The sequence below is a fragment of the Paenibacillus naphthalenovorans genome, from assembly GCF_900099895.1.
GTDB classification, from domain to species: Bacteria; Bacillota; Bacilli; order Paenibacillales; family NBRC-103111; genus Paenibacillus_G; species Paenibacillus_G naphthalenovorans.
Genome location: NZ_FNDY01000048.1, coordinates 1 through 23450, shown reverse-complemented (window position 1 = coordinate 23450; position 23450 = coordinate 1). Strand labels below are relative to the sequence as shown.

The 23450-nt window shown below is 46.4% G+C and carries 12 protein-coding genes and 2 pseudogenes; all 14 read right to left on the bottom strand.

The window, feature by feature from the left end:
- Positions 1-49: 49 nt before the first annotated feature.
- A complete protein-coding gene (locus BLT35_RS24695; protein ID WP_254777667.1) occupies positions 50-2983 on the bottom strand; it encodes an SNF2-related protein in 2934 nt (977 codons plus the stop codon).
- Positions 2984-3176: 193 nt separating this feature from the next.
- Positions 3177-4505, bottom strand: a complete 1329-nt coding sequence (locus BLT35_RS24690; RefSeq protein WP_175472062.1) for an McrC family protein — start codon at positions 4503-4505, stop codon at positions 3177-3179.
- Positions 4506-4519: 14 nt separating this feature from the next.
- Positions 4520-6463, bottom strand: coding sequence for a DUF8426 domain-containing protein (locus tag BLT35_RS24685; protein ID WP_074730067.1), 1944 nt, complete (start codon positions 6461-6463; stop codon positions 4520-4522).
- An 18-nt stretch (positions 6464-6481) separates the two neighbouring features.
- Positions 6482-9814, bottom strand: a complete 3333-nt coding sequence (locus BLT35_RS24680; protein WP_074730066.1) for a UvrD-helicase domain-containing protein — start codon at positions 9812-9814, stop codon at positions 6482-6484.
- A complete protein-coding gene (locus BLT35_RS24675; RefSeq protein ID WP_175472061.1) occupies positions 9807-12629 on the bottom strand; it encodes a PD-(D/E)XK nuclease family protein in 2823 nt (940 codons plus the stop codon). The genes BLT35_RS24680 and BLT35_RS24675 overlap by 8 nt, the downstream gene beginning before the upstream one ends.
- A gap of 156 nt (positions 12630-12785) precedes the next feature.
- The gene (locus BLT35_RS24670; protein ID WP_074730064.1) at positions 12786-13739 is read right to left on the bottom strand and encodes a helix-turn-helix transcriptional regulator; all 954 of its coding nucleotides are present in this window, start codon (positions 13737-13739) and stop codon (positions 12786-12788) included.
- 83 nt (positions 13740-13822) lie between these two features.
- Complete coding sequence (locus BLT35_RS24665) at positions 13823-14182, bottom strand: HIRAN domain-containing protein (RefSeq protein WP_254777666.1); 360 nt, start codon at positions 14180-14182, stop codon at positions 13823-13825.
- 158 nt (positions 14183-14340) lie between these two features.
- A pseudogene (locus tag BLT35_RS24660) lies at positions 14341-15310 on the bottom strand (3'-5' exoribonuclease YhaM family protein).
- Between the two features lie 16 nt (positions 15311-15326).
- On the bottom strand, positions 15327-17792 hold the full coding sequence (locus tag BLT35_RS24655; RefSeq protein WP_074730062.1) for a pPIWI_RE module domain-containing protein: 2466 nt from the start codon (positions 17790-17792) through the stop codon (positions 15327-15329).
- Positions 17776-20865, bottom strand: coding sequence for a pPIWI_RE_Z domain-containing protein (locus tag BLT35_RS24650; protein ID WP_074730061.1), 3090 nt, complete (start codon positions 20863-20865; stop codon positions 17776-17778). Before BLT35_RS24650 ends, BLT35_RS24655 begins: the two co-directional genes overlap by 17 nt.
- Positions 20862-21929, bottom strand: coding sequence for a restriction endonuclease-related protein (locus BLT35_RS24645; protein WP_074730060.1), 1068 nt, complete (start codon positions 21927-21929; stop codon positions 20862-20864). Before BLT35_RS24645 ends, BLT35_RS24650 begins: the two co-directional genes overlap by 4 nt.
- Before the next feature lie 364 nt (positions 21930-22293).
- Entirely contained in the window at positions 22294-22878 is a 585-nt protein-coding gene (locus BLT35_RS24635; protein WP_074730058.1) for an ATPase, read from the bottom strand.
- On the bottom strand, positions 22871-23050 hold the full coding sequence (locus BLT35_RS24630) for a hypothetical protein (protein ID WP_015253841.1): 180 nt from the start codon (positions 23048-23050) through the stop codon (positions 22871-22873). Before BLT35_RS24630 ends, BLT35_RS24635 begins: the two co-directional genes overlap by 8 nt.
- Before the next feature lie 151 nt (positions 23051-23201).
- Positions 23202-23450: pseudogene (locus tag BLT35_RS24625) on the bottom strand (SWIM zinc finger family protein); the annotation flags it as partial.

Sequence of the window (23450 nt, the reverse complement as noted above, 5' to 3'; positions counted from 1 at the left end):
TCCTGATTCACTTGGTTCATTGTCTCCCACCTCGTCCTTGTTATCCTCACTATACTTTCAATTGAGGGGTACGACAACTATTCTGACACAGGGGGTTTTGTTCCAGCGTTTTTTCCACTTCCGCAAACAACCGTTCTTTCTGGCGGTCAATTTCATCCTGTTCATCATATAAATTACGCCGCATTTCACTGCGTTTTTTCTCTCGTTCCCGGATGATTTTATTGATTTCCAGTTTCTCGGCAATCTGCCGCGTCATTCTGGCTTCCTTTTGAAGCTGGGCGATCTCCATGTCAATTTCTTTCAACTCGATTTCGAGCTTTTCTTTTAAATCTTTGGACCACTTGTCCAGCTTTTCCAGTTCCCGGTCCAAAAACTCGTTTGTACGCTCATTGATTTTGTGCAAAATGGCGGTTTCCTGGTACTTGAGAATATTCAGTAATAAATGGCGGATCGGTTCCGACAGGGTGACTTCATCCTCTACAGATGCCGGGAGGTCAAACATTTTTTCGCAAATGTCCTGTTCGAATTGATTGCCATCTTCATCAATGCAGGTGAATATTAAATGTTCTTCTTCCTCTGCGGAACTGACTTGAAGCAAATCTAGAGATAGCCATCCGCATTTCCCAACCAAATTCGATAATACGCTAACCTTGCCGGTATACTCCAAATAATTAAATATCACTTCTTTGGTTGGCAATTCCCGGTTTTTCGCCTGCTCAATCCATTTAGCGGCTAGAGGATGACCCAACCGATAATGGTGAACATGATTGTCATTGCTCGCCTTGCGGACTTGTGAAATCATTTGATATCTCTCTTGGCTTTGGCTTAACTTAAAACTGAGCGTATAGTCATCAAACTCGGCTTGGGTTCTCCCCTCATATTTCGTCAGCCCCCAAAGATAACGCTCCAATTTGTTCATGTGAAGGCTGGTTTGCTCATAATGGTCCCTGAGCTTTTCCCTTACTTCATCGTCGAAATTCTCAAGCAGATGCTTGCGGGTTTCTTTCATCTTGCATTGAATTTGTTCATCCAATTCGGCTTGAAGCCTGTTAAACGCGTCCTGGATTTCTTCAGCAGTTCGGCACGTTTGGTAAATTTGCTGAATCCGTTTTTCAAAATCAACTCCCGACTCCAATGTGCCAAGCACTTCATCGGAAGCACCAAATACACCATCAAACAAATTGAATTTTTGTTCAAGCAGTTCAAACACCCGTTTATCCGCTTCGTTTTTGCGATTCAGGAAGTTAATGACAACTACATCATGCTTCTGCCCATAACGATGACAACGACCAATCCGTTGTTCAATACGCTGGGGATTCCAAGGCAAATCGTAGTTCACGACCAAGCTGCAAAATTGCAGGTTGATTCCTTCCGCCGCTGACTCCGTTGCGATCATAATCGATGCATGATTCTTAAAATGCTCGACCAAGGCTGCGCGGACATCTGCCGTTTTCGAACCGGTAATCTGGTCATCATCCTTATGTCTTTCAAGCCATTGCTGATAAATTTCATTGATTTCCGGCGAATTATTGGTGCCGTTAAACATCACGATTTGTCCGGCATATCCGTTCTGCTCCAGCATTTCTTTCAAATATAATTGAGTACGCCGGGACTCCGTAAAAATCACTGCCTTCTCATTGGCTCCTAGTTCACGTAGTTTGGCAAAACCCTTAGACAATGCAATCAGTAGGGCTTTTCCTTTCTCATTTTCAGTGATGGAGTTTGCAAGCTGGTAATAAGAGAAAAGCTCGTTACGTTCAGCCCTGATGTTCTCTATGACATGATCCGCTCGCTGATCCTCTTGCTCAACTTCCACTTCCTCCTTAGCCTCTTCTTCCGAATCCTCCCACTCTTCAGCAGTTTCATTGATTTCGTCGATATCTTCATAAATCGATGTCAAAGCTTCTTCATCCTGCTGTTCTGACAGTAACGCTTCAAGCCTTTTAACGAGGGAAAGTAATGTATCCGAAATGGCAAAAGTAGAAGAAGCGAGTATTTTTCTCACAACCAGCGTCATCAAGTTACGTTGACTTCTGGGCAGGGCATGTATATCGTCCCTCTGTAAATAGGCTGATACTTTCTCATATAGCTCCCACTCTTTAACACTAGGTGTGAAATCTTGGACGATAGGTATTCTTTTGGTATAAGGTACATATTCCGTAACTTGCCGACGAAGCGTTCGATGACAGACGGGTTTAATTCTTTCCTTCAAGTCAATAAAATCACGTTTAGTCATTTCTTTCGTTCCATGACCAAACTTTTTGCGAAAAGTGGATTCATCCCCAAATAAAAGTGGATCAATAAAACTAATCAATCCATACAGTTCCATAAGTGAATTTTGTAAAGGAGTTGCTGTTAAGAGCAGCTTTGGATAACCTTCCGTCGCATTACGTAAAACTCTCGCTATTTTATTCGATTTTTTATATACATTTCGCATGCGATGGGCTTCATCGATAATAACCAAATCCCACGTTTCGCGGCGAATATCTGCTGCCTTGTTACGGGCAAATTGATAGGAACAGATAATCACATGATCCTTTTGATTGAATGGGAATGGATTGCCTTCCCTATATATCTCATTGTAATTTTTGCTCTCCAAAATGATTGAAGGGATATAAAATTTTTCTAACAGTTCCCTGTTCCATTGTTTCCTCAGCGGCGGAGGAACAATGATTAAAATTTTCCGTTTTCGTTCTGCCCATAATTGGCTGATAACAAGACCAGCTTCGATGGTTTTGCCGAGACCAACTTCATCTGCAAGCAATGTCCCTCTTTCCAGCGGAGCCCGAAAAGCAAAAAGCGCCGCTTCGACCTGGTGCGGGTTCAAGTCAACGGTGGCATTGATTAATGATTGGCTTAACCGACCAACTGTATCAGAAGCACTTTGCTTTGTCAGTTCATATGCGTAATATTGACTATGATAAGGGGTGGTCATTTTGGCATCACCTATTTCAAATAAACGAGATACAATGTTATTATACATGAATTCTATCGACAACATATTGACAGGAAACGTACGTTCTTATAAGTAAAAGGAACAATGCTTAAGTAATTCGACCTATATGATTTAAATCCCTGCACTACTATAAAAGCACCGTAATCGTACTTTGCACCTATATCCAACCTCATCGCGGATTGTCACTTCAAAACCGTTCGCCTTGGCATGCCCTGAATATCTAAACAACCGCAGCCAGCAATTCCTCTGACAATACATCTACACATGCTTTCCCGAGGCTCAAATCCAAAAAAGCGATTCGAACCTCCACACCGTCCCCGCTATCGAATGTGATAGGCTTCTCAATCCCTGAAAGATTGGGTGTCCACGGATAGATCAGGTAAATCTTATCAGCTCCGTACTTTTTGCCGTAAGCATATGCCTGATACATGTCCGCTTGCGAAATGCCGTAATCCGGGCTGGGGGAGAGCAGTTTCCACTTTGTATCGAGCACTACAACCCCGGATGGCCCTTGCACGACGATATCCGGTTTCAGCTGGAACTTTGCCGGGTTTTGGAACAAGAGATAAGTTCGGTCCTGCGTCTTGACACGAATACGGGGATGTGTAAGCACTTTTTTCAACAGTACCGCCACATATCGTTCAAATACCTTTTCCATCGGGAACAGCAGCGCGTATGCGCGACTATCACCTCTGAACGGAGTGAAACTTTGGCCGGACAAAAATAAGCGGCACCAGTCCAGGATTGTCTGATATTCTTTCATGTTCCGGTCCTTGGACACGCCTGCCCAATCCCGCTCCGGCTGTACGGATCTCTCAACGTTATCGAAAGCTGCCAGCAATGAATAGAGATCTTTCTGATTAACCGTGCTGCCGCTGACCCTCATCAATAACTCAATCGTTGTCTTGATCAGACGATTCTCCGGCCGATCGATACTAAACTCGTCATATTCAATATAGAAGCGCTCCTTATGCGCTGCATTATGCTTGATATGCTGGGCAAAGTGAAGCTTGCCCTTGTAGAAGAACTCGTTGCCCTGACACTCCTTGTAATCCGATTTCAATCCGCGCTTAACCAGCACTGCTGTCTCTTCGATGAACATGCGGATAAAGATATCGAGTATATGGTTTTTCTCGGCGTTAAGACTAGTCTGACTGAATTGCTTATTCGGAATGTCTCTGACCAACCTCAACATATGCAGGAAGATATTCTTCGTCTGTGTAACAGAACTTTCTTCATCCCGGGTGTACACTTTCGGTAGGATTTCGATTTGGGTGCCATCCGTCATGGCGATCACACCCACATAATTTTTGGCACTGATAACTTTGCCGATCCCCCTCCTGCTTGCTATAGTCATCAGTTCAAGTGCATTCGTCACATTGCCAATTCCTCTATTCTCCAGAACGAACTTCTCCAGCCGGTCAAAGGCCGACTCAGCTATACATTGGTAGCCAAGAGAGATTCCATCCGGATTTTTGCATAAGGTGCCATACTCTTTCAGGGTAACTTTGGTCCACTTGCTGCTATTATTGAACAGGTTCATACTCATGCTCATCCGCACACCTATTCAAGCCTATTGTGGTTATAGATTTTCCGATAGGACGCTATCTGGCTGAAGGCTGCACGATTGATTCTGTAAGTGATACTGTCTTCCAGGTCTACATCGCTCAGATTGCCGAACAATTCGCCTGCATTTACCTTGCTTACAACGATAAACTGTTCTGTCTCCGGCTTGTTATTGTCGCCCAGAACCAGTCGAATCTTTTCATAATTATCATAAAAATACTCCTGCAACAGCGGAATGATCGTGTGCTCGAACAGATGTCCCAGCTTTTTCAGCGTCGGCTCCCTGTGTAAACCCAGAAAGTATGCGTGTCCAATGGTGTGCTCCCGATCGTACAACGCCTCTATTCTCCGATTCATCGTTTCCAGCATCACAGCCAGGTTCAACAGTTCCCCATCAATCTCAATAGAGGCCAGACAACCGGGATCCGGCATCATCTCGGCAAACGAAAACCGCCGGCGTAACGCCGTATCCAATCGTGCGATTGAGCGGTCTGCCGTATTCATGGTGGCCAGCAGATAGACATTATTCGGAACACCAAATAGCTCTTGGGAATACGGGAGCTTCACCCTGATTTCTTCCGGCATGCCGATTCGTTTGGTTGGCTCAATAAGGGTGATGAGTTCACCGAATATTTTGGAGATATTGCCTCGATTAATCTCATCGATAATGAAAACATAGTTATTCTCATTCTTTTGGATAACCGAGCTGGCGTGACCATTTTGTTTTTGTAAAATAGAAAAAACATCCGACAAGGTAATACGATTTAGACGGTACACAGCCCCCAGCGTCAGAACGATATTGCCGTTTAGTTCCAATATGTTCTCACGGATATCCTTCACTAGCCAGTTCACCTTTCGGGAACGTTTGTACTCATCCAAATGTTCAAGCCATTCATACTCACCGGTGACCACACCTATCGCATCAATGGTTTCCTCGTCATACAGAATAAGGACAATATCACCTTTCCGCATCTCATGAATAAATCGGGAAAGGATCATCTTTCCTCCATGCGTGTAGTCCGTTTCTTCGTTGACAATCTCGCCATAAGAATCCCATCCGATGCGTATTCTGCCGTTATTGAAGCAATCCCGTTTGATCGGATTCTCTTTGGATCCTCCCAATGATACTTTCCAAATGGTTGGTTCTTGGCGGATTCCGTAATCGTTGTGAGTCTGCACAATTGGCTTCTGAGCTGTATCGCAAAATCGCTTAAATACTCCAGGAACAATTTCGTAGGCTACTTCACCACGCTCAGAATCTGGTTCTTCCTCAGACAAATTTTTAATTTTCGGTTTAATGCCTTCGATAAACTCCTCGTAACCGTATGATTGATGAAAGGTCGTAAATTCTATTTGACCATTTGACTTATATGCTTCATATCGTTCCTTGATAAGGTCATATCCGCCCACCTCAGCTTCTTGAAGAATGACGTTCAGCGGCTTCTTTTCTATGATTGAGACCGCATACAGAACAGTATGATAGGTTTTGCCGGTTCCTGGCGGGCCATATAGGATGATATTTTTGTCCAGCAGCCGATTGTTTTCTGAACCTGCGATCCATTCTCTTTCAACATTATCGAAACGATCGTTTTGTTTATGGTACGCAGATTCGGAACTCAAACCGCTCCCCCGCTCCCTTAGAAATTCCTCATAGTATACAAGACTATACTGAAATGCTTTATTACCGGCTTTTTCATTTACCTCATCAAAGTTCTCCGCTTGCTCCATAGCTATTCTCATGTTCCGATACTGACTAGCGTCAGTGATTTCAAACACGTTGGTTGTCTCAAGTTTAATTCCGTTCAACCTGGCCGGAGCCGTCGTCAAGGCTGAGACGTATGAATTAATTGTATTTTCAGAGTAAGGCTGTCCGTTCGATTTCTTCTTGCGTCTTAACCAATCGGTATATTCTTTTTTACGCAATCTCGCCTGGTCTTCCATTGGATTCACCTTTCAACATTACATTTTGATATATTGTTTCACAGTAGCAAAAAACAACCCTGCTTCTTTCACCGGATAACCAAACGTCTCCGACCAAGCTTTCGCATAGGTCTTAACTTGTGGCGCGTAATATTGGACAAACTGCTGCAGCTTGACCTCATCCAACTGATCCGTCTTGAAGTCAACAATCACCCAGCCATCCTCTTCTTCGAAAGCAAAATCTACGACTCCCTTTATCAAGAGATAACCGATGTCAGATTCAGGCTCAAACGCCGAAGCAGCTGTTTCGGAAATGGTTTGATCGTTTGTAAAGTGTACCGCTGTTTCCTTATTGCATTGAACCATCATAATCGGGATTTCAAACAACCGCTGTTTCGATCGGAGACTCCGCTGCCAAAGCTCACTGGCCAGCACCTCTTGCATCATGGACAATGCATCTGCTGCATCCTTGTCTGCGACTCCTTCGTTCTGGCAGAGATATTGCACGTATACAGGTAGTTCGGTCATCGAGATTCCTCTCCCAACCGCCTCAAGTCCCTTATGGATCACGCTGCCGAAAGACTGACCCCTTCCTGTTGCTGACCATTCAGGCACATCACCAACGCCCTTCGTTAGCCCGGTAACCGTTGCTTCCGCATAAGTGGGTTGGCGCAACTGATGGAACACTAGTTCTCTACGGGTCAAGTAAGCATCCAAATCCACGAATGGCGCTACGGGTTCGGATAAAGCAACTGAAGATGTCCCACTTTTGAAATCAGGATCACTGTGATTTGCCAGGCCAGCCGTTTCGGGAACATCCAGCTCCCGGATGAGCTCCATCCCATCCATGAGCGTACTCCAAGGACACTTCGCAGGCTGCTCAGGATAGAGACTGACGACCAGCATTTGTTTGGCTCGAGTCGCCGCGACGTAGAGAAGCCGATCCCGCTCCGCGTGCATGAATTCGCGCTCCCGCACGCTCATCGCTTCCCAGCCGACCGGCTGCGCTATGATTTCTTTCTGAAATCCTCTTGTCTGCTGGATCAGGAAATAACCGGTTGACCCTGCCTCGGAACGATCAATAAACTGCTCTGCATCATGATCCTTCTCTCCACAGGGACAAGCTAGAAACACGATAGGCGCTTCGAGCCCTTTCGCCTTATGCACGTTCATGATCCGTACCGCTTGCCCTTTGCCTGCGTACATACTGGCGGTTTCCATACCCTGGTTCTGTCGAATTGCAGAGATCGCATCCGCCAGTGCGTGCCAGTCGGACGCAAGCATGGCGTCACGCTGCAGCATCTCCAGCATCTTGAGCAAAGTCCCCGACCGATTCGCCCCTGTTTCCTGCACAGTGGAATAAAGCAGCAGGCCGGTATCCTCCATAATTCGATATAGAGCCGCCCATGCAGGTAATTCTTTCACCCATTCGGCATATTCCCGCAGTTTCCGGCATGCAGCCGCAACTCGACCCTCCGGTTCTGCGCAATCTGCAGGCTCCGTCAGCCGATAGATGGACCACGCATTCCCTAAAACACGATACTGCAGCAACTCAGCATCGCTAATGCCGAACAAAGGCCCGCGCAGGACGCTCAACATCGCTACTTGATCGGACGGATCGGCGAGGTAAATGACCAGTTGTCCCAGCGTATGAAGCTCGGGATATAGAGCGGAGCTTCCTACGGTTTCCGCTGCTACTCCCCTTTTCTCCAGTTCTTCCGCATACAGATGCAGATAGTGCCTTGTTCTTGTCAGAATCAGAAAATCGCTCGGGCGGACATCTCTCAGGACCCAAGCTGAACCGGTTCGCTCCTGAATTTGCAAATTGCCGTCACGACAAGCCCAGGAGATGTATGCGGCGATACGCCTTGCGTCAATGGCCGCCACCTCATCCTTGCCTCCCGGTATTTTCGGATACGTGAGCGCATAAATGCCATGACTCGCCCGCTTGTTCTTGGGATTCGGCGAATTCGTTTCCATCTTCACATAAGCGGCTTGTACATCGGTTTCCTCTACAGGAAGTTTGCCGACAAATTGTCCGTTCACAAAAGCGCCAATCGAATCGACGGATCGAAAATTGCTGGTCAAGTGAAGCACGTCTCCGCATGCCTGAATCCGCGCTTTGACCTCGTTATAAATGGAAATATCCGCGCGGCGGAAGCGGTAGATGGATTGTTTCGGATCGCCCACGACGAACAAAGAGCCAGGCCTTGGCGTAAGCTTCCGCCAATTCCGTTCATTCGGGTCATCCCCGGTTCCGGTCAGCAGAAACATCATTTCCGCTTGGACCGGATCGGTATCTTGAAACTCGTCGACCATCAGTCTTTGATACCGGCCGTCGAAATAACGACGAACCTCGGGATAATCACGCAGCAATCGACACGCATGCAGCAGCAAATCCTGAAAATTCAGCTTCCCTGCCTGCAAACGCCGCTCTCTGCAATAATCCAGGACGGGCAAGACAAACCGGATGACTTTCGGATACAAATACTCCCGCCACGATTGAAGGAAGGGGAACAGGACGGTGATTTGCCAATCGTGAAATTTCTCGCCAAATTCCTTGGCCTGCTTCTTATCCAGCCAGCGATTTTGCGTCACATCCAGTTTAGCGTCGAACAATTTTGCGAGCGTAAGGATTTGCATATCGTCTTGCATATCATACAAGCGCAGCATTTGACTTGCTGAACGCAGCTTGGTTTGCAGCTTGTCCCATCCTTTATCCGGTTCGATTGTCGGAACATACGGTAAAGCGTCCTCGATCATCGGAAGGAGCGACAACCGGATCAAGTCAAAGTCAGGACGGCTAACCGGTTCGCAAGGAATTTGGACATCGGTAAAAATCGACATCCGGTCATACACATCCTTAAGTGTGCCGACGTCGATGTTCAGTTCGGCAAAGGATTGGAGGATCTGGCTATCCTCCTCCTGTAACTGAATGAGATATTCGTCCCAACATTGATCATGAAACGCACGGTTCAGCTCATCATCCATCTCTTCGAAAGAAGGGTCTAACCCCGCTTCAATCGGACGTTCGCGAAGAAGCGAAGAACAGAAAGCATGGATCGTTCCAATGAAGATTTGGTCTAAATTGGTCAAAGCTTCTTCCAGTCGCTCTCTAGATTCGCCAACAGCATCAGCCGCTTTTCGCTCCAAAGCGATGCGGAAACGCTCCTTCATCTCATCCGCCGCTTTATTCGTAAAGGTGATTGCCGCAATATGCTCCATCTTCGCCGTTCCGGTCTCGATGAGTGCCAATAATCTGCCAACCAAGCTGGTTGTTTTTCCAGAGCCAGCACCGGCTTCTACCAAAAAAGTCGTATTGAGTTCCTCCACAATTCTCGCTCTGGCATGTTGGTCCGATCGTTCATTCAATGTTCTCCACCTCCAGCAGCGTATGAAGCAGCTCCTGATTCGATTCATCCTTTCGTTTATCGGCCATCTGTTGGGCATGTTCACCGCATACGATTGCGTAGTCGCAGTATCGACAAACTCCGGGATCCGAGGCAGGAATAAACAATCCCTGCTCCATCGAGTGAAGAATCCCTTGGATCACCTCTGTCACTCGATGGCGTTCGGTTTGGGGCCGCACCATCACTTGCCCACGTCCCCGTTCACTTGGGAAGACATAAGCCGAATCGAGCACATCCGCTTCTACATCCACTCCAGTTTGTCGCATCCACTGTTCTGTTCCCATAGCGTATAACGCGTGTTGAAGCTGTGTGCCGCCTGCGAACACTCCATTCTCCTTATAAGATCGAGTACTGCCGGTCTTGTAATCGATAATCCGATACTGATGAGGGGCGACTTGATCGATCCGGTCGACGATCCCGCGCAATGGAATGGTTACGCCGCTTTCCAGCTCAAGATGCAGCGGCATGCCGTCCACGATCAGTTCTTGTTCGAAAAACCGTGGAGTCGACTTTACCTGCGCTTCCATTCGATAGAATACTTCAACATCCCGTATGAGCGATTTCCGTTCTTTCTCAAAAACATGCGGGCTTGGCGCCGGAATCCGCTCGGCATATGCGAGAATCGTCTCCTCCGTGATGCGAAGCAGTTGCGCATGATCATGCACGATAGGCGACGGATTCCTTGCACTTACTTCCGTCATATAACGCCGGAAAACCTCGTGCAGCAGCGAGCCTCTGTCATTCGGCTTCAGCCAGGAGGAACGATCGAATAACACCTGATCTTTCACGCGGATTCCCAACACATATTGAAAAAAATAATGCATCGGACATTCAGCATACTTTTCCAATTGACTTGCACTAAACGCCCGAACCGACTGGCCTTTCCAATACTTGGACCACACATCCCCCGCTATATATCCATCATACTGGGTCACTTGGATGCTGCCGCGTGCTTCGAGAGCATTTCGGCCATCACGCAGCCGAGGATAGACTGATTCGACAAGAGATTGCAGGTCTTCCGGACGGCTTTTCTTAGCTTGTAATTGCCGGAAGAGGTAGTGAGTTCCATCGAATGGCAGTTTATTCGGTTCGGCAGTGAACAGCTGACCTGCTCCCAAATACCCGACCGGTTCCCCTAAGCTTCGGAAAAGCATCTCATAATCCGCACTCGGCTCCCCGGACACTCTTCGGAATACCTGCAGAAGCTGAAAGGCCGGACTTGCCGTCGTTCCGTCCGCCAGATCATAAGACGAGAAACTGAAGGTGACGTTGCCACCCATGATGCCGAGCCGCACATCCCGCTGGCGCTGCCGATCCCGCTGTCTCTCCGCGGCGGTTTGAAGGCCGGAGCCGATACGTCTGCACTCTTCATCGAGCAGCATGGGATTTTGCCGGATACTGCCGGACCACGAATGTTCATCCATCCCGAGCAGGAATATATACTTTCTCCCGCTGATCCCCCCGTTCGCCAAACTCGATATGTACAAGGACCCAGGCTTGGGAAACGGCTGTACACCGACTCTTATATTCTTCAACATATCCCGGGTGTACAGCAGAATTTGCTCCAACGACATCGTCTCAGGGACAGGACATTCCTGCAACTCCTTGAATATCCCTTTCATCTCCTGCAGGACGATCGCGTCCTCTTCCATTCCGCATACTCCATACCGCTCCAACACCTGAACGAGCCAACCCCATATGCCCGCAGGAGATGACATCGCCGATTCGGCGGGAAACAATTCCTTTATGATGTTCGTAAGATGCCGTTTGATTTTATCATCCCGCTGTTGTACTTCTGTCCGCTCCCGTCCATCGCGGGTTTCATCCGAATACTCTTCAGGTACAACACGATTGGGTTCCAGCAGTTTGATATACCGCTCTTTTCCCCAGCCGATTCCGCTTTTCTCCAGGGTTCGGATACAATCCGTATTCGATATCTCCTGTTCACGATCGGAAAAAGTGAGCTGCTGCTGTTGCAACATCGACACGAGTGACCGCACATGATAACCTGACTCCAGCCAATTCAGCAGTGAAAGAGCAGCTCTTCCCATTCTGGAGGTTTCCAGGGACAGCCCTTCCGAGAAGGAACAGGGAAGATTCATGGAGTCGCACAGTGTCGAGATGGCAAGCGCATATTCCGCATCCGAAATGATCATTTCCACTTCATCCAGCGGAATCTGGGCGGAGATGATCCGTCTCAGAACTTCACGAACCTCCGACAGCTTGCCAGTAGCATGAAACATATGCACATCCTGCAGGGGCAGCGCGGATTCTTCACCAAAAATAGGAGGATCCGCCTGAATTCGTGTAATCCGGCCATTAGATAACCGTTCCACCATACGAACGGAAACCGGACTGAGCAGCATGGAATCGGGCATCAGCAACTCGACGTTTTCGGATAATTCACCCGTTATATACGGCAGCAAGCCGGGGAAGTCTGTCCAGTTCCGCTGCTCCAGTAAGCGTTCATAAGCCGACAGGACCTTTCTGACATAGCGCCCTTTTTCCCGGCTCAAATAATGATCGTCTCGAAGCTCCTCCGCCTTAACCCCCGCATGACGTAAATCCATAATGGCTTGGTGAACGGACATCGCAATGCCGGGCTTCATTTGTGCCATGGAAATGTAGGTATCCGGTTCGGCAGCCATTTGTTCCATGACACGATGGAGAATCCAGAACGAACGCTGCTCACTGATGAAGCTAACCCCTTGTTTATACAATGAAAACTGCACATGCCTTTTCACGAAGGATTGGACGGTCTGTACCTCTACGTTCATAACCGGCCCTATTCCCCGGCAAATTCGCATCAGCCAAGATTGCCCAACGCTTAGGGAAGGAGCTAAGACAATCTTGCGGCGAAAAGGCTCTTTCCGAATTGCGTCATACAAACGGTTCAGAAACGTGCCTTCCAAAACGGTCACCTTCCTTTCGAATTACTTTTCATACAACTGTCTCCAATTCGCCAACTGCTCCTTGAACTTTTCCCTAATGGATACTGGTTCCAATATCTCTGCTGAAGGACCGTATTGAACGACCCAATTCATAAACTCCCGTTCGTGATTGACGGTGACCTCGAACAATAAACTTCCGTCAGGCAAATCGGTCATTTTCGGTCTTACGAATAACTCCTCTTCCTTCACATAGCGGGCAACATCCGCATGAAACTTGATCTTAAAGGTGATCAAGGAATCCCCGCGTTCAATTGACCAGGTGTGCTTCATGTATTGCGCGATGTTAAAATCGCCCTTATCGAAATAACTGCTCGTCATCTCTACTTGGCGAAAACGGCTTAAACGAAATGTACGAATTTCACGTTTGGCATGACAATACCCGATCAAGTAAAACCGTTGGTCCCGCGGCACCAAATAGTACGGATCAATTTCCCGCTCCGTCAATTCATTCCGGCTCTGCGTATGATAAACCGCTCGAATTGTCTTATTTGATATAATCGCTTGCATGATGGGCAGCAAGAAATTGGTACTGGTTTCCCGATAAGCCGGGGTACCCATTTGGATCATATCCGCAACATTTTCCAATGTTTCGTAACGCTTCCGGGTTTCTTTCACATGTGTAGCCATCACTTTGTCGTAGGCAGAATCAAAACCCGGCGGCAATTTGCTTGTGTCCAGCACGGAGGGAAGGACCGAAAACACCAACGCTTCCTGTTCTGTGAAATTGAGCGGGTACATGGCAAAATTCCCAACAAAGCGGTACCCTTCCCCGTAACCTTCATTCGTGATGGGCGCAATTAGATCCAGTATCCTTAAATCCCTGTAAATCGTTCGTTCGGTTGTCTCGCATTTGTCCGCCAGTTCTTTGGCCGTTATTCCCGGGTTCGCTTGAATCGCCAGAAGGATTTTAAACAGCCGTATTATTTTATCTGTCATTCACGTCACCCCACCGTGGCACAGGGAATGTAAATCCTTGTCATCATAATTGGGAATTCGACGGTTTACCTAGTTCTTCCTGCCTATAAGCTGGTGGAAAACACCGCATCCTCCGCCGCTTTGATGATGTATACTTCTTCTACACCTGCCGCTAGTTCAACGATGGCTATATCTTTCACGACAAATCGCACAATGCCGCAAATATGATGTTCAAATGTATCATAAATTCTTCCGGCACTGCGGCATCCTTTCGGTACAGTATGCGGGCTGTGAGCGACATAGCCAATTTTGCCGATCGGGATCATCTCTGCCTGAATCGCCTCATGGTCATGCTGGTTATCCGGGTCCTTTATTAGGTGAATGAGTTGCCCCGGTTTTAGAAATGTTGCTCCATAATAGTGCTGAGTGCCTGCAATTGCAGCGTATATCGGTTGTCCCATCATCAACCACTCCTGCTGATTCTCTTTATTCCATTATGACTGACTGGATTGACGTTATGTTGTCAGCGAATGTACGTTCTATAAAAAAAGCACTGCTTATTCTCAGACTGTGATCGCAATGCTTAATCAACATTCATTTAAGGAAATAGGGAAATTTGTCATTATTCATTTCGTTCACTATTCGACGTACGATACATCGCTTTATTCTCGAGGCCTCGAATCGGCTGTGTCCACAATTCTTTATCCGAAGTGGCATTCAGCGCGTCCTCTGCCATCTGGAGCTTTGCATCGAGTGTGTCGATATAATGCAACGCTACGGCTTCCGCTGTTTGCGGCTGCACCGGACTTCCCCATTCCCCAAGGTTATGATGAGAGAGAATGAGGTGCTGCAACCCGATTACTTGTTCCGAATCGAGAGGTATATTTAGCCGCAATGCAGCCTCTGTGATCCAACTGGCCGCCATTGCGATATGACCGATCAACTTGCCTTGTACACTGTAATCTGACACGACCCCAAGCTGTGCGATCATCTCCTCTGGCTTAGCGATGTCATGCAGGATAATCCCCGCCTTGATCATATCGGCATTGAGAAATGGCCGCTGATTGCATAAGAACTCTCCAATCTCTAACATACGAACGATATGATAAGCTAAACCGGCATAGTATGCATGATGATGCATTTTGGCCGCGGGATAATGAGCCAGTTTCTCACTAACCTTGTCTACGCAATAACCGACAATATTTCGAATCACCGGGTCTGATATACCCTCGATGACTCTATTAATGGTCTCTATCAATTCCGAAGATCCAATCGGTGTCGCTCGAATAAAGTTCGTAAGCGAAACACTATCTTCACTCGTTGTATTTCGAATCCGGGAAATTTTGACCTGCGGTTTCTCGGTACAATTGAACTGTCCCCTGAACCTTTACAAGCGTCATCGGAGAGAAGATATCTTTCTCCGTATCATTTACATCCCAATATTTCGCAGGGATCTCACCGCTGGCATCACATAGCACCATGTCTAAATAATCTTTCGCCGGCGACGTATTGGTTTGTTTCAATTCCAGTTCTTTCACCAAATAGAAACCGACGAATTCATCATGTACATGTAACTTTTTGATCAGTGTTATCTCGTTCTCCCCTATCTTATAACTCCAAAAACTCTGCCTCCGCCTCGATGTTCACATATTCCTTGCCCTTCAAGTATTTCTTTAACGTATCCATCATTTTCAAAGGATAGGGTAGCGCCGTAGTCGATTCGAATGTGATGCATACCTCCCGTAATCGATGCACCATCCAGGCTAGCCTCTCTCGCTCTTGCTTTTCCATCGAACCTAATGGCATATATTCCACTACCCGGGGTTGTTGAAAAGCCGTTTCGGGATTATCGTACTTGGTCATAGATTTGGCAATGTTCATCTGGGTCTTAGGTTTGGTTCCTACACCATAATAGAGTCCTGACTCGGTATCTGAATAGACTCCAACAGAGAAGGACATGGGGCGAAAACCATAGGCGGGTACATCTTCATTGGCATTGATCCGAACAACGGTTATCCCGGAATCGTTCTGTTCCAAACCAGGCAAATCAGGGGTCTTGCCGAATTTGATTTTATTGTTCTGAATGCCATCCAAACCCTTGTAGCGAAGTTCCGCTTCTACTAATACGATAGGCTCTTTACCAAGCATTCGCTCCATTCTTAACTGCTCTCCGAACCAGCGTGCAACCTCTTTCTTTTGTGCATCCGCGCCTTTCGGAAGCGGGTCGTATCTATCTACTTGCAATATAGCTTCCGGTAAAGTCAACCATTCCTCGCTGCCTCTGCTCTTAACAGTCAGAACACCGTCTTCCAATTTCGTCAGGATCGCATATATCCCTTTATCTCCTTGAACGAGATCGTAAGCTACTATAGGTTCTTGCTCTTTTACCACCATTTGTGCCTTGTAATCTGTAACTCCCGAATCCCCGAATAAATCCAGAATACAATTAAAGACTTTATGGATGTAGCTCGACCCTGGTGTATCCTTCTTACGCTTGGACTTCTTGCCTCCACTTTCGGGATAAACGAATTGCGTAATCCTCCCCGTTAATTGGAAACCTTTGCGAACCGCTTGCTTGGGGTCCGTCCCCTCGCCAAGCTTCTTCCAGTCATCTTTGGGTAATATTTCTATTAAAGAACAAGTTATGGAATGATTCCCTTTGACATGTTCGATGCTTCGGGCGATTTTGTTGGTTCTATGCTCGTCCGCCAACTCCTTAAGCGTTCCACGATCCAAACCATCCACATAGTCCTTTCTGTCGCACTTGACGATAACGATTCGGTTATTAGACGGGGCATTCAACCTAAAAATATGGCCGTCAATATGTTCTGCTAAGAACTTCCCTTTATATTTTTTGGTCTTCAATGCTTTGATGACGCATTGATAGAGGGAATCCGATCCCCACACTTCGAGCACGAAATCCTTGTTGTGCCCGCAGTACGCGAGCGGGACCGGCTCTCTCACTCGCCCCCCTGTCCCTTCTCGCTTTGGCTTCGGCACAGGCGGCAATGGATCCAACGGTCTCCAGTCGGATAAATTCTCTCTTACCATCTCGTAAAATCTCATTTTCTCCTGGATACTGATCCCCGCTTCAATGTATAGGGGATTAAAGACCCTATTATTATGAACAATCAAGATTTTCGGCAAATGGTCTGAGTAGTACTTATCCGGATTCGTTAAGATATCCTCCGTCGATAACGGCTCGCCCCATAACACATCAAAAAACAATTCATCCAGTCCTTCAGACCACCGGGTATAGGGCTCGATTTCGCCTTCACGACGAAAAGATAGACTCGCGTATGAACGTAACCCCAATTTATGTTTTTTTATAAATGGATTATCCATCGAAACCAATAACGTGCTGTTGATACCGCCTTTGAGATATTTTGTTTCCAGGGGCTTTGTAATAAAACGTCGTATGCCAGCCGAAACCATCAACAAAAGACGTTCTGGCTCACCGGCTCGGTACTGTAGACGAAAACGAACGACGTAAGAAAAGGTTCCGGCTCTTGTTGGTATAGGTTGGGACATGCATTCTGCCTTTTGCTTGGCATATACCTGCGAGAATAAAAGCTCTACAGGCTCATCCCGTCCTTCAAGCATTAGTTGTTTGGGACTTAAGCAAAAGTGATGCGCGACAAGAGCAGGCAGCAACTCATAAACTAACTTGGGGTATCGCTGCAATACGGAATCCACCGTCTCACTTCGCCAACCTACAGTACTTGTTTCTACATCCGCTGGTGCAGAAACCCCTTGCCCTGCGGCTATTTGGTTCATCCAGCCCTTAGCCAGCATGACTATCATTTCAACCGGTACAGGTTGTGTTGAGATGAGCCATGGTCGACCTTCATCCAAGTAGAATTGGTTATTGACCGAGACGATCTGCGGAAAAATACTTTGCAATTTTTTACCCAATGGCCAAATAACAAAGGGCAGCTTTACGCCATTATAAAATTGCCGGATAAAATCTCGCCAAACTGGAAGGATATCCAGTAAAAAGACCTGCTGATTCTTCCAAGCATTTTCATCGCTCTCGAAAGCGTACAATTGCAATAATTTATTGGTTCGACTCATCGCCCACATCCCTTTCCATCATTGCTTTCATACTGTCTATGAATGGTCCGTATAAGCTGCGAAACGCCGGATCCGATTCATGATCCGTCATGATCTTAAACCAATAATCCAACATCGATTCCCCAACATCCGTGCGCATAGGTTGGGCAAGGAATTTTCCATCGCAATAGAATACTCTAGCGGGAGTACCTTTACGCAAGAGCCTGCCGATCGTTTGCCATACTGGGACAAACGTATACCAAGCTATGGTCCTCCTCTCAGCAGGACTCAGTACGGACCAATAATCAGGTTTACGGTACATCCGGTGAAGCAAGCTATTACTCTCGCTGCGAATGAAATTCAGCGCTTGTCGATATGTTTTGCTCTCAAAATCTGCGCGTTCTATTAGATTCGGCAGCTCAGCGTGCAGCATTTGGATGAGGTAAGTCATGTCTTGCGGAATCGGATAAGGCCGTATCAAGAAAAATACAGACCCGAATAATGAGCCCCTCGTTTCATCCAAAATGTTGTAACCACGGCTAATCGCAAGTAACGGAGCAATCAGAACATCCGCATTTTCATTCGCAAATCGCTCTAGTTCTGCCCTGGAAAACTCAGCTTCACGATATGGATCTGGATCTCTGGTTAACTGGCGATACCGGTTCTTCCACGAGGAATAGGATGCGAATACCGCTCCTACATCAGCAACATCCTCGTAGGAATTCACAATCAAAAGCACCTTACGATTCGAACCCGAATAGCGCCACTCCATCAATTCCTGCTCAATTTTGGGCATTAACTTAACTGAGAGCGTACGAAGATTACGAGTTCTTCTTTCTTCGATCTCACCTGAGATTTGAATGGGTTTATCCTCCCCCTGATCATAGACAGGATAATATTCCTGATGAACGACGGGAGTATCCAGATTGGATTCCAGCAACCATCCCGGCAACGAAGCAATATGGTAGTGAGCCGACCCTGGAGCCAGACTTGTCCCCGAAAGTAGAACAACTGCTGGCCCTTCATAACCATCAATTCCAGAGTAAATGGAATTCCATTCTTCGAGGAGCAGCCGTCCGACTCCGGAATACTGGACTGCTTTGAACGTCCCTGTTTCACTCCCCGGCTTTACCTCGTAAAGGTATCCTGTCATTTGCCCTGTCATTGCGTCTTTCAGAATAGAGGTAAACTCACGTTGAATCGAATAGAGTCCTTCGAATTCTGATAATTTGCCTAACTTTGATTGAACTAACGGATACAGGTCCATGAAAACTTGCATATCATGATCGATAAGCGCCAGACATAAATACAACTCCAACGATTCTACCGGGTACTTCAATCTTCCGTGCGGACTCGTCTCACAGCCTAGCTTCTTAAGAATGGCAGTTAGAGCTTGTTCTCGTTCCTTCTTCGTTCGTCCATGAAGCATTTTTGTCACATCTGTATAGAATTGGTGTACCAATGGATGATCTGCGTAGGCACGTAACTCCAATTCAATTCGTTCTCGATCCTGTTCGTCCTTGGCAAATGCACTGCTTATACGATAGGCTTCGGTAGAGAGTCGCAACAGCTTTCGATACAAGAATTGAGCATATTCGGGTGACAAGTTCAATGTACGATAGATTCCGCGCCGTATGGTGCTTTCAAGTCGATTTAGGACATCCATCCACTCCTGAACAACCTCATCATGAGCATACTTGCCATATTGGCCTACAGTTTTACGGAACGATTCTAGCAAAGTTTTCTCAAAAAGATGCTGCGAATTTCCGAATAATGCTAATTCCGATACGAAGGCATCATCGAATTGCTTCTGAACCGCATCAGCTTCATCTACGAAGATGATATCCAGCAAGTCATACATCGCTTCATAGACCGTTCTTTCATAAGGATCCAACATCACCGGAAGTTTCGTCTTAAGTATGCTTGCTGAGGTTGTTACCCATACTTCCGCATCAATTAAGGCGCCAAAATCCTGGTAGATTCCACAGCGAGCGGCAAAAGGACATACACACTTCTTTCCCTGCTGCCATAACTGACGGCATGGATAATCCGTAGTGTCTTCGAAGTCATTGGCAAGCGCATGGATAATACAGAAATCCGATAAATGCCGCAGTTCGAGAAAATTATCATTCCCCCAATCCGTTACATCCTGAATCAGATGGCGACGAGCGGATAAATAGTCCTTCTGGTGTCTCAGACGACCAGATCTCCCTATGACCGGGACAGCGTTAATCCCTAGTAAACGTAATTCTTTGACCCGATGTAATACTTGAGGGACACTGCTCTCTATAAATCCGACACGCGCTCCTGCTTGGACTAATCGACTGGTTTCCAGGACCATGAAGGTCGATTTTCCTGATCCAAGACCACCCACAATATGCTGTAAACCCTTATACTCAAACTGTCGAGTATTCGGATCAGTTAACGACTTTAGATGGATTCCAATCCCTGCTCGCTCATTCCATTCCGAGGATGCAGAAGCCTCTCGCATTCCCTCCGTCTCGTATGTATTTTCATCTCCAAGCTGAAGTTTATAATTCCCCTTTGGTCGATATCTTGGAAACGTTGGTGATCTAACGGGCAGCGTTGTAACTTCCCCGCCATAACGAATAGGCTCCTGCTCCTGATTGTATTTGTAATAATGGAACTTTCCGATCGTAGCATATTGAACTTCCCGGCGTTCATGAGCAATCGGCTGTTCAAGCAGATTCTCGTACCAACTTCTGCGATCGGAGAATAAGGCTGGAATTCGGGGTAACCAACGTTCTCCATTGTATTCAAACAATCGATATTCGACGGATACTTCTTCATATTGTTCGAATAAATTTTCCCACGCCGTCCTGGAACGTAATGCACTGTAAAGAACTCTTAAGCGATGTGCAACCTCCCTACGCGCATGTTTTGGGAGAACAGGGGAATCGTACCCCGACAAAATCGAATATCCTTCACGGACATCCATCGATGGATCAATCATCAAGCATCCAGTGACAAATAATTCAACTGTAAAAATTGTCTCGATCGTTTGTCGCGACAGTCCGGATGGAGCGAGACGAGGAAGGAGTTGCTCAAAGAAGTTCCAATATGATACTCTCATTCGTTCATCGCCTCCCTTTCCAGCACTCTTAGGATATCTTTTTCATTAATTACCTGAAGATGACTCGCATGTGACGCGAGTGCTTGTGTAACGAGCCTTGCATAACCGGGATATAGTTTATTTCGGTATTGCGGAATAACAATATATACATGAGGCTCTCGATATTTCTCTAGTTGGTGAGGTTGCATCTTGTTGAAGAAGTTGGCCAAATGAAGCGGATGCTTAAAATCTTTCATATCCAAATATACAGAATGGGAATCTAACTGAATCGCAAGATCAAATCGATCAACTTGCGGGAATAGTGTTACTTTGTAGCCTTCCTTGGCAAGCCAATCTTTGGCCGCGAGTTCTGCCAAACCCGGTAACATCGTGTAACGAAAAATTCCATAACGCAGTCTTTGTAAGGGCTCGATGGTTTCCCATCTCTTAAGCTCTCCGCGACTTTCCAATTTACCGCAGAGATCTTCTGTCCCACATTGCCAGTGATCGTTACGATACTCCAGTGTCCAACCGCATCGCGGACAACATCGGAATCGGTCCAAATCATCCGTTATATCTTCGTAACAGCGACTTAGACGCTTCATCAATTCCGTATCCTGCAATTCCAACCCGAACTCCATTAAACGATATGCCGATACTACAGGATTCATAATGATAAACTCACGAACCTTTCTGTACTTCTCTTCCAACATTGGTACCGTACCCCGACAATAATGCAAAATCTCTAACATTTCTTGCGCTTGCGCTTCTTCCGGCGAATCATAAAGGAAGATAAATTCACGAGCCGCTGGTGACAAGCCCAGATATGGGATCAGGAGCGGAGCTTCCAGCGGAAAAATATCGTCAACAGGAATGCCCCATTCAACTGCCGGTTTCTGAAGGTATTGGATGAGTGGTGGCAAGTCGATTGGAGCATCTATTCCTTGCAGCATCAGAAGGCGTACAAACTGCATATGTCCTTTGCGTAACAGAGTCGGCATCTCGCTGAAGTCTTCTCCCCACTGTTCCAAACCTGCGATTAAGTTGAGCAGACAATCCCTAACATCATTCTTGTCAATTTGCATTTCAACACCACCGGTAATAAGCTAAAATCACCTAGTATATTTTTTATTTTAAAGTTAAGTCATGACAACTGCTTGTCAGCGAATGTACGTTCTACAAAAAAAACGACCAGAACGATTCTGGTCGCGTAGCAATCCTAATTCACAATTGGTAAGAAAGAAAAATTCAATCACTGATCATCTTCGGTTAGAAGTAATTCCCTTTTACAAACATCACACTGAACCTTGATAACCAATCCTAGGCTTGTTGGTATAAATATGTACGCAAACTTTGCTCCCGTTACATCTTTGGGTTCACATTTATCCCAATTATTAATTTTGTTTTCCATAGATTTGCTAATTTCAAACTTCATATGATTCTCCATAATCAATGTAACTGATCCTTGATCTTATGCACCCATTTTGGAAGAGATTCGGCCTGATATTTTAAAATACTATGTTCAGCTTGCATAACGATTTTACCGGAAACTTCGCTATTATCAATCACAATCAAATGATCAATGAGATGGATATGAGTTAGCAGATTTTGCATGGATGTGGTTTGTCTCCGAATGATGTCTTTAGTCGGTATATGATGTCCACCGGTTTGAACTCTGGCGGCAACACGTTCGATATTGAGCCGAACATCATTTAGACCCACATAAAACATCGTCACTTCAAAGCCGTTCGCCTTGGCATCCCGTATCAGTCGAATAGCATTGCCGCCAGCCAAAGTCGTTTCTACAGAAAAATCTCGTTTATGCTGAATACATTCTCTCGCAAGCTTAATCGCTTCTTTGCCCGCGGATACTTTGCGGCGATCCGGATGGTCAGAATCAATGCCGCGAGCTAAAGCGTCGGGATCTATATTGACACTGATACCAAGCCTGTCCACTATCAAATTGCGAATGGTGCTTTTGCCGCTGCCGTTATTGCCGGCGAATACAACCATCACTGTGGAGTACTCATTCATGATGAACCCCAGGATTGTCGATTGGCTCGATCACACCGTTTGCATATTCTTTGACAATCTGGCCTTTTTCCGTTTGATAGACAATATAAGTTCCGTTCGCTTTTGCATCCAGTTTCGCGCGATCGCCCGTAAGTTTGATCAGTTTTTGCAAATCTTGAATACGGTCCATCATAGGTCACCATCCAACCCGACTTAATCTTGCCATTATTATAACATATTCGATTATGATCAAAATTACAGGTTTCGCATACCGGTTTGTCCACCCTCATCACAAAAAAATCCGCTGTGCACAAACCGCGTGACTTCTTATTCCATTATAAAGTTCAAAAACGGATCTTCCCCAACTCCTCCCGGAAAGCCGGTCTTCGCGGAAACCTGGTTAACAATTCTTGTGTGACGGTGAACGCTTCTTTCCGCCCGCCAACCTGTTGAAGCATTCGAATGATCCGGCAAACATCGGCGTAATCTCGCCTGTCCCTGGATTGATCCGCCCGGAATTCGATATATGCCACGAAAAGCGCCTTCACCTCCTCCGGGTAATGCGGAAGCAATTGCTCATAGAACGATTCAAT

What these genes read in the sequence shown, in the direction of transcription:
- BLT35_RS24670 (WP_074730064.1), bottom strand. Translation starts at nt 13,739, where the DNA reads ATGACAGATAAAATAATACGGCTGTTTAAAATCCTTCTGGCGATTCAA.
- BLT35_RS24675 (WP_175472061.1), bottom strand. Translation starts at nt 12,629, where the DNA reads ATGAACGTAGAGGTACAGACCGTCCAATCCTTCGTGAAAAGGCATGTG.
- BLT35_RS24665 (WP_254777666.1), bottom strand. Translation starts at nt 14,182, where the DNA reads ATGATGGGACAACCGATATACGCTGCAATTGCAGGCACTCAGCACTAT.
- BLT35_RS24685 (WP_074730067.1), bottom strand. Translation starts at nt 6,463, where the DNA reads ATGGAAGACCAGGCGAGATTGCGTAAAAAAGAATATACCGATTGGTTA.
- BLT35_RS24695 (WP_254777667.1), bottom strand. Translation starts at nt 2,983, where the DNA reads ATGTATAATAACATTGTATCTCGTTTATTTGAAATAGGTGATGCCAAA.
- BLT35_RS24655 (WP_074730062.1), bottom strand. Translation starts at nt 17,792, where the DNA reads ATGAGTCGAACCAATAAATTATTGCAATTGTACGCTTTCGAGAGCGAT.
- BLT35_RS24650 (WP_074730061.1), bottom strand. Translation starts at nt 20,865, where the DNA reads ATGAGAGTATCATATTGGAACTTCTTTGAGCAACTCCTTCCTCGTCTC.
- BLT35_RS24635 (WP_074730058.1), bottom strand. Translation starts at nt 22,878, where the DNA reads ATGAATGAGTACTCCACAGTGATGGTTGTATTCGCCGGCAATAACGGC.
- BLT35_RS24690 (WP_175472062.1), bottom strand. Translation starts at nt 4,505, where the DNA reads ATGAGTATGAACCTGTTCAATAATAGCAGCAAGTGGACCAAAGTTACC.
- BLT35_RS24645 (WP_074730060.1), bottom strand. Translation starts at nt 21,929, where the DNA reads ATGCAAATTGACAAGAATGATGTTAGGGATTGTCTGCTCAACTTAATC.
- BLT35_RS24630 (WP_015253841.1), bottom strand. Translation starts at nt 23,050, where the DNA reads ATGATGGACCGTATTCAAGATTTGCAAAAACTGATCAAACTTACGGGC.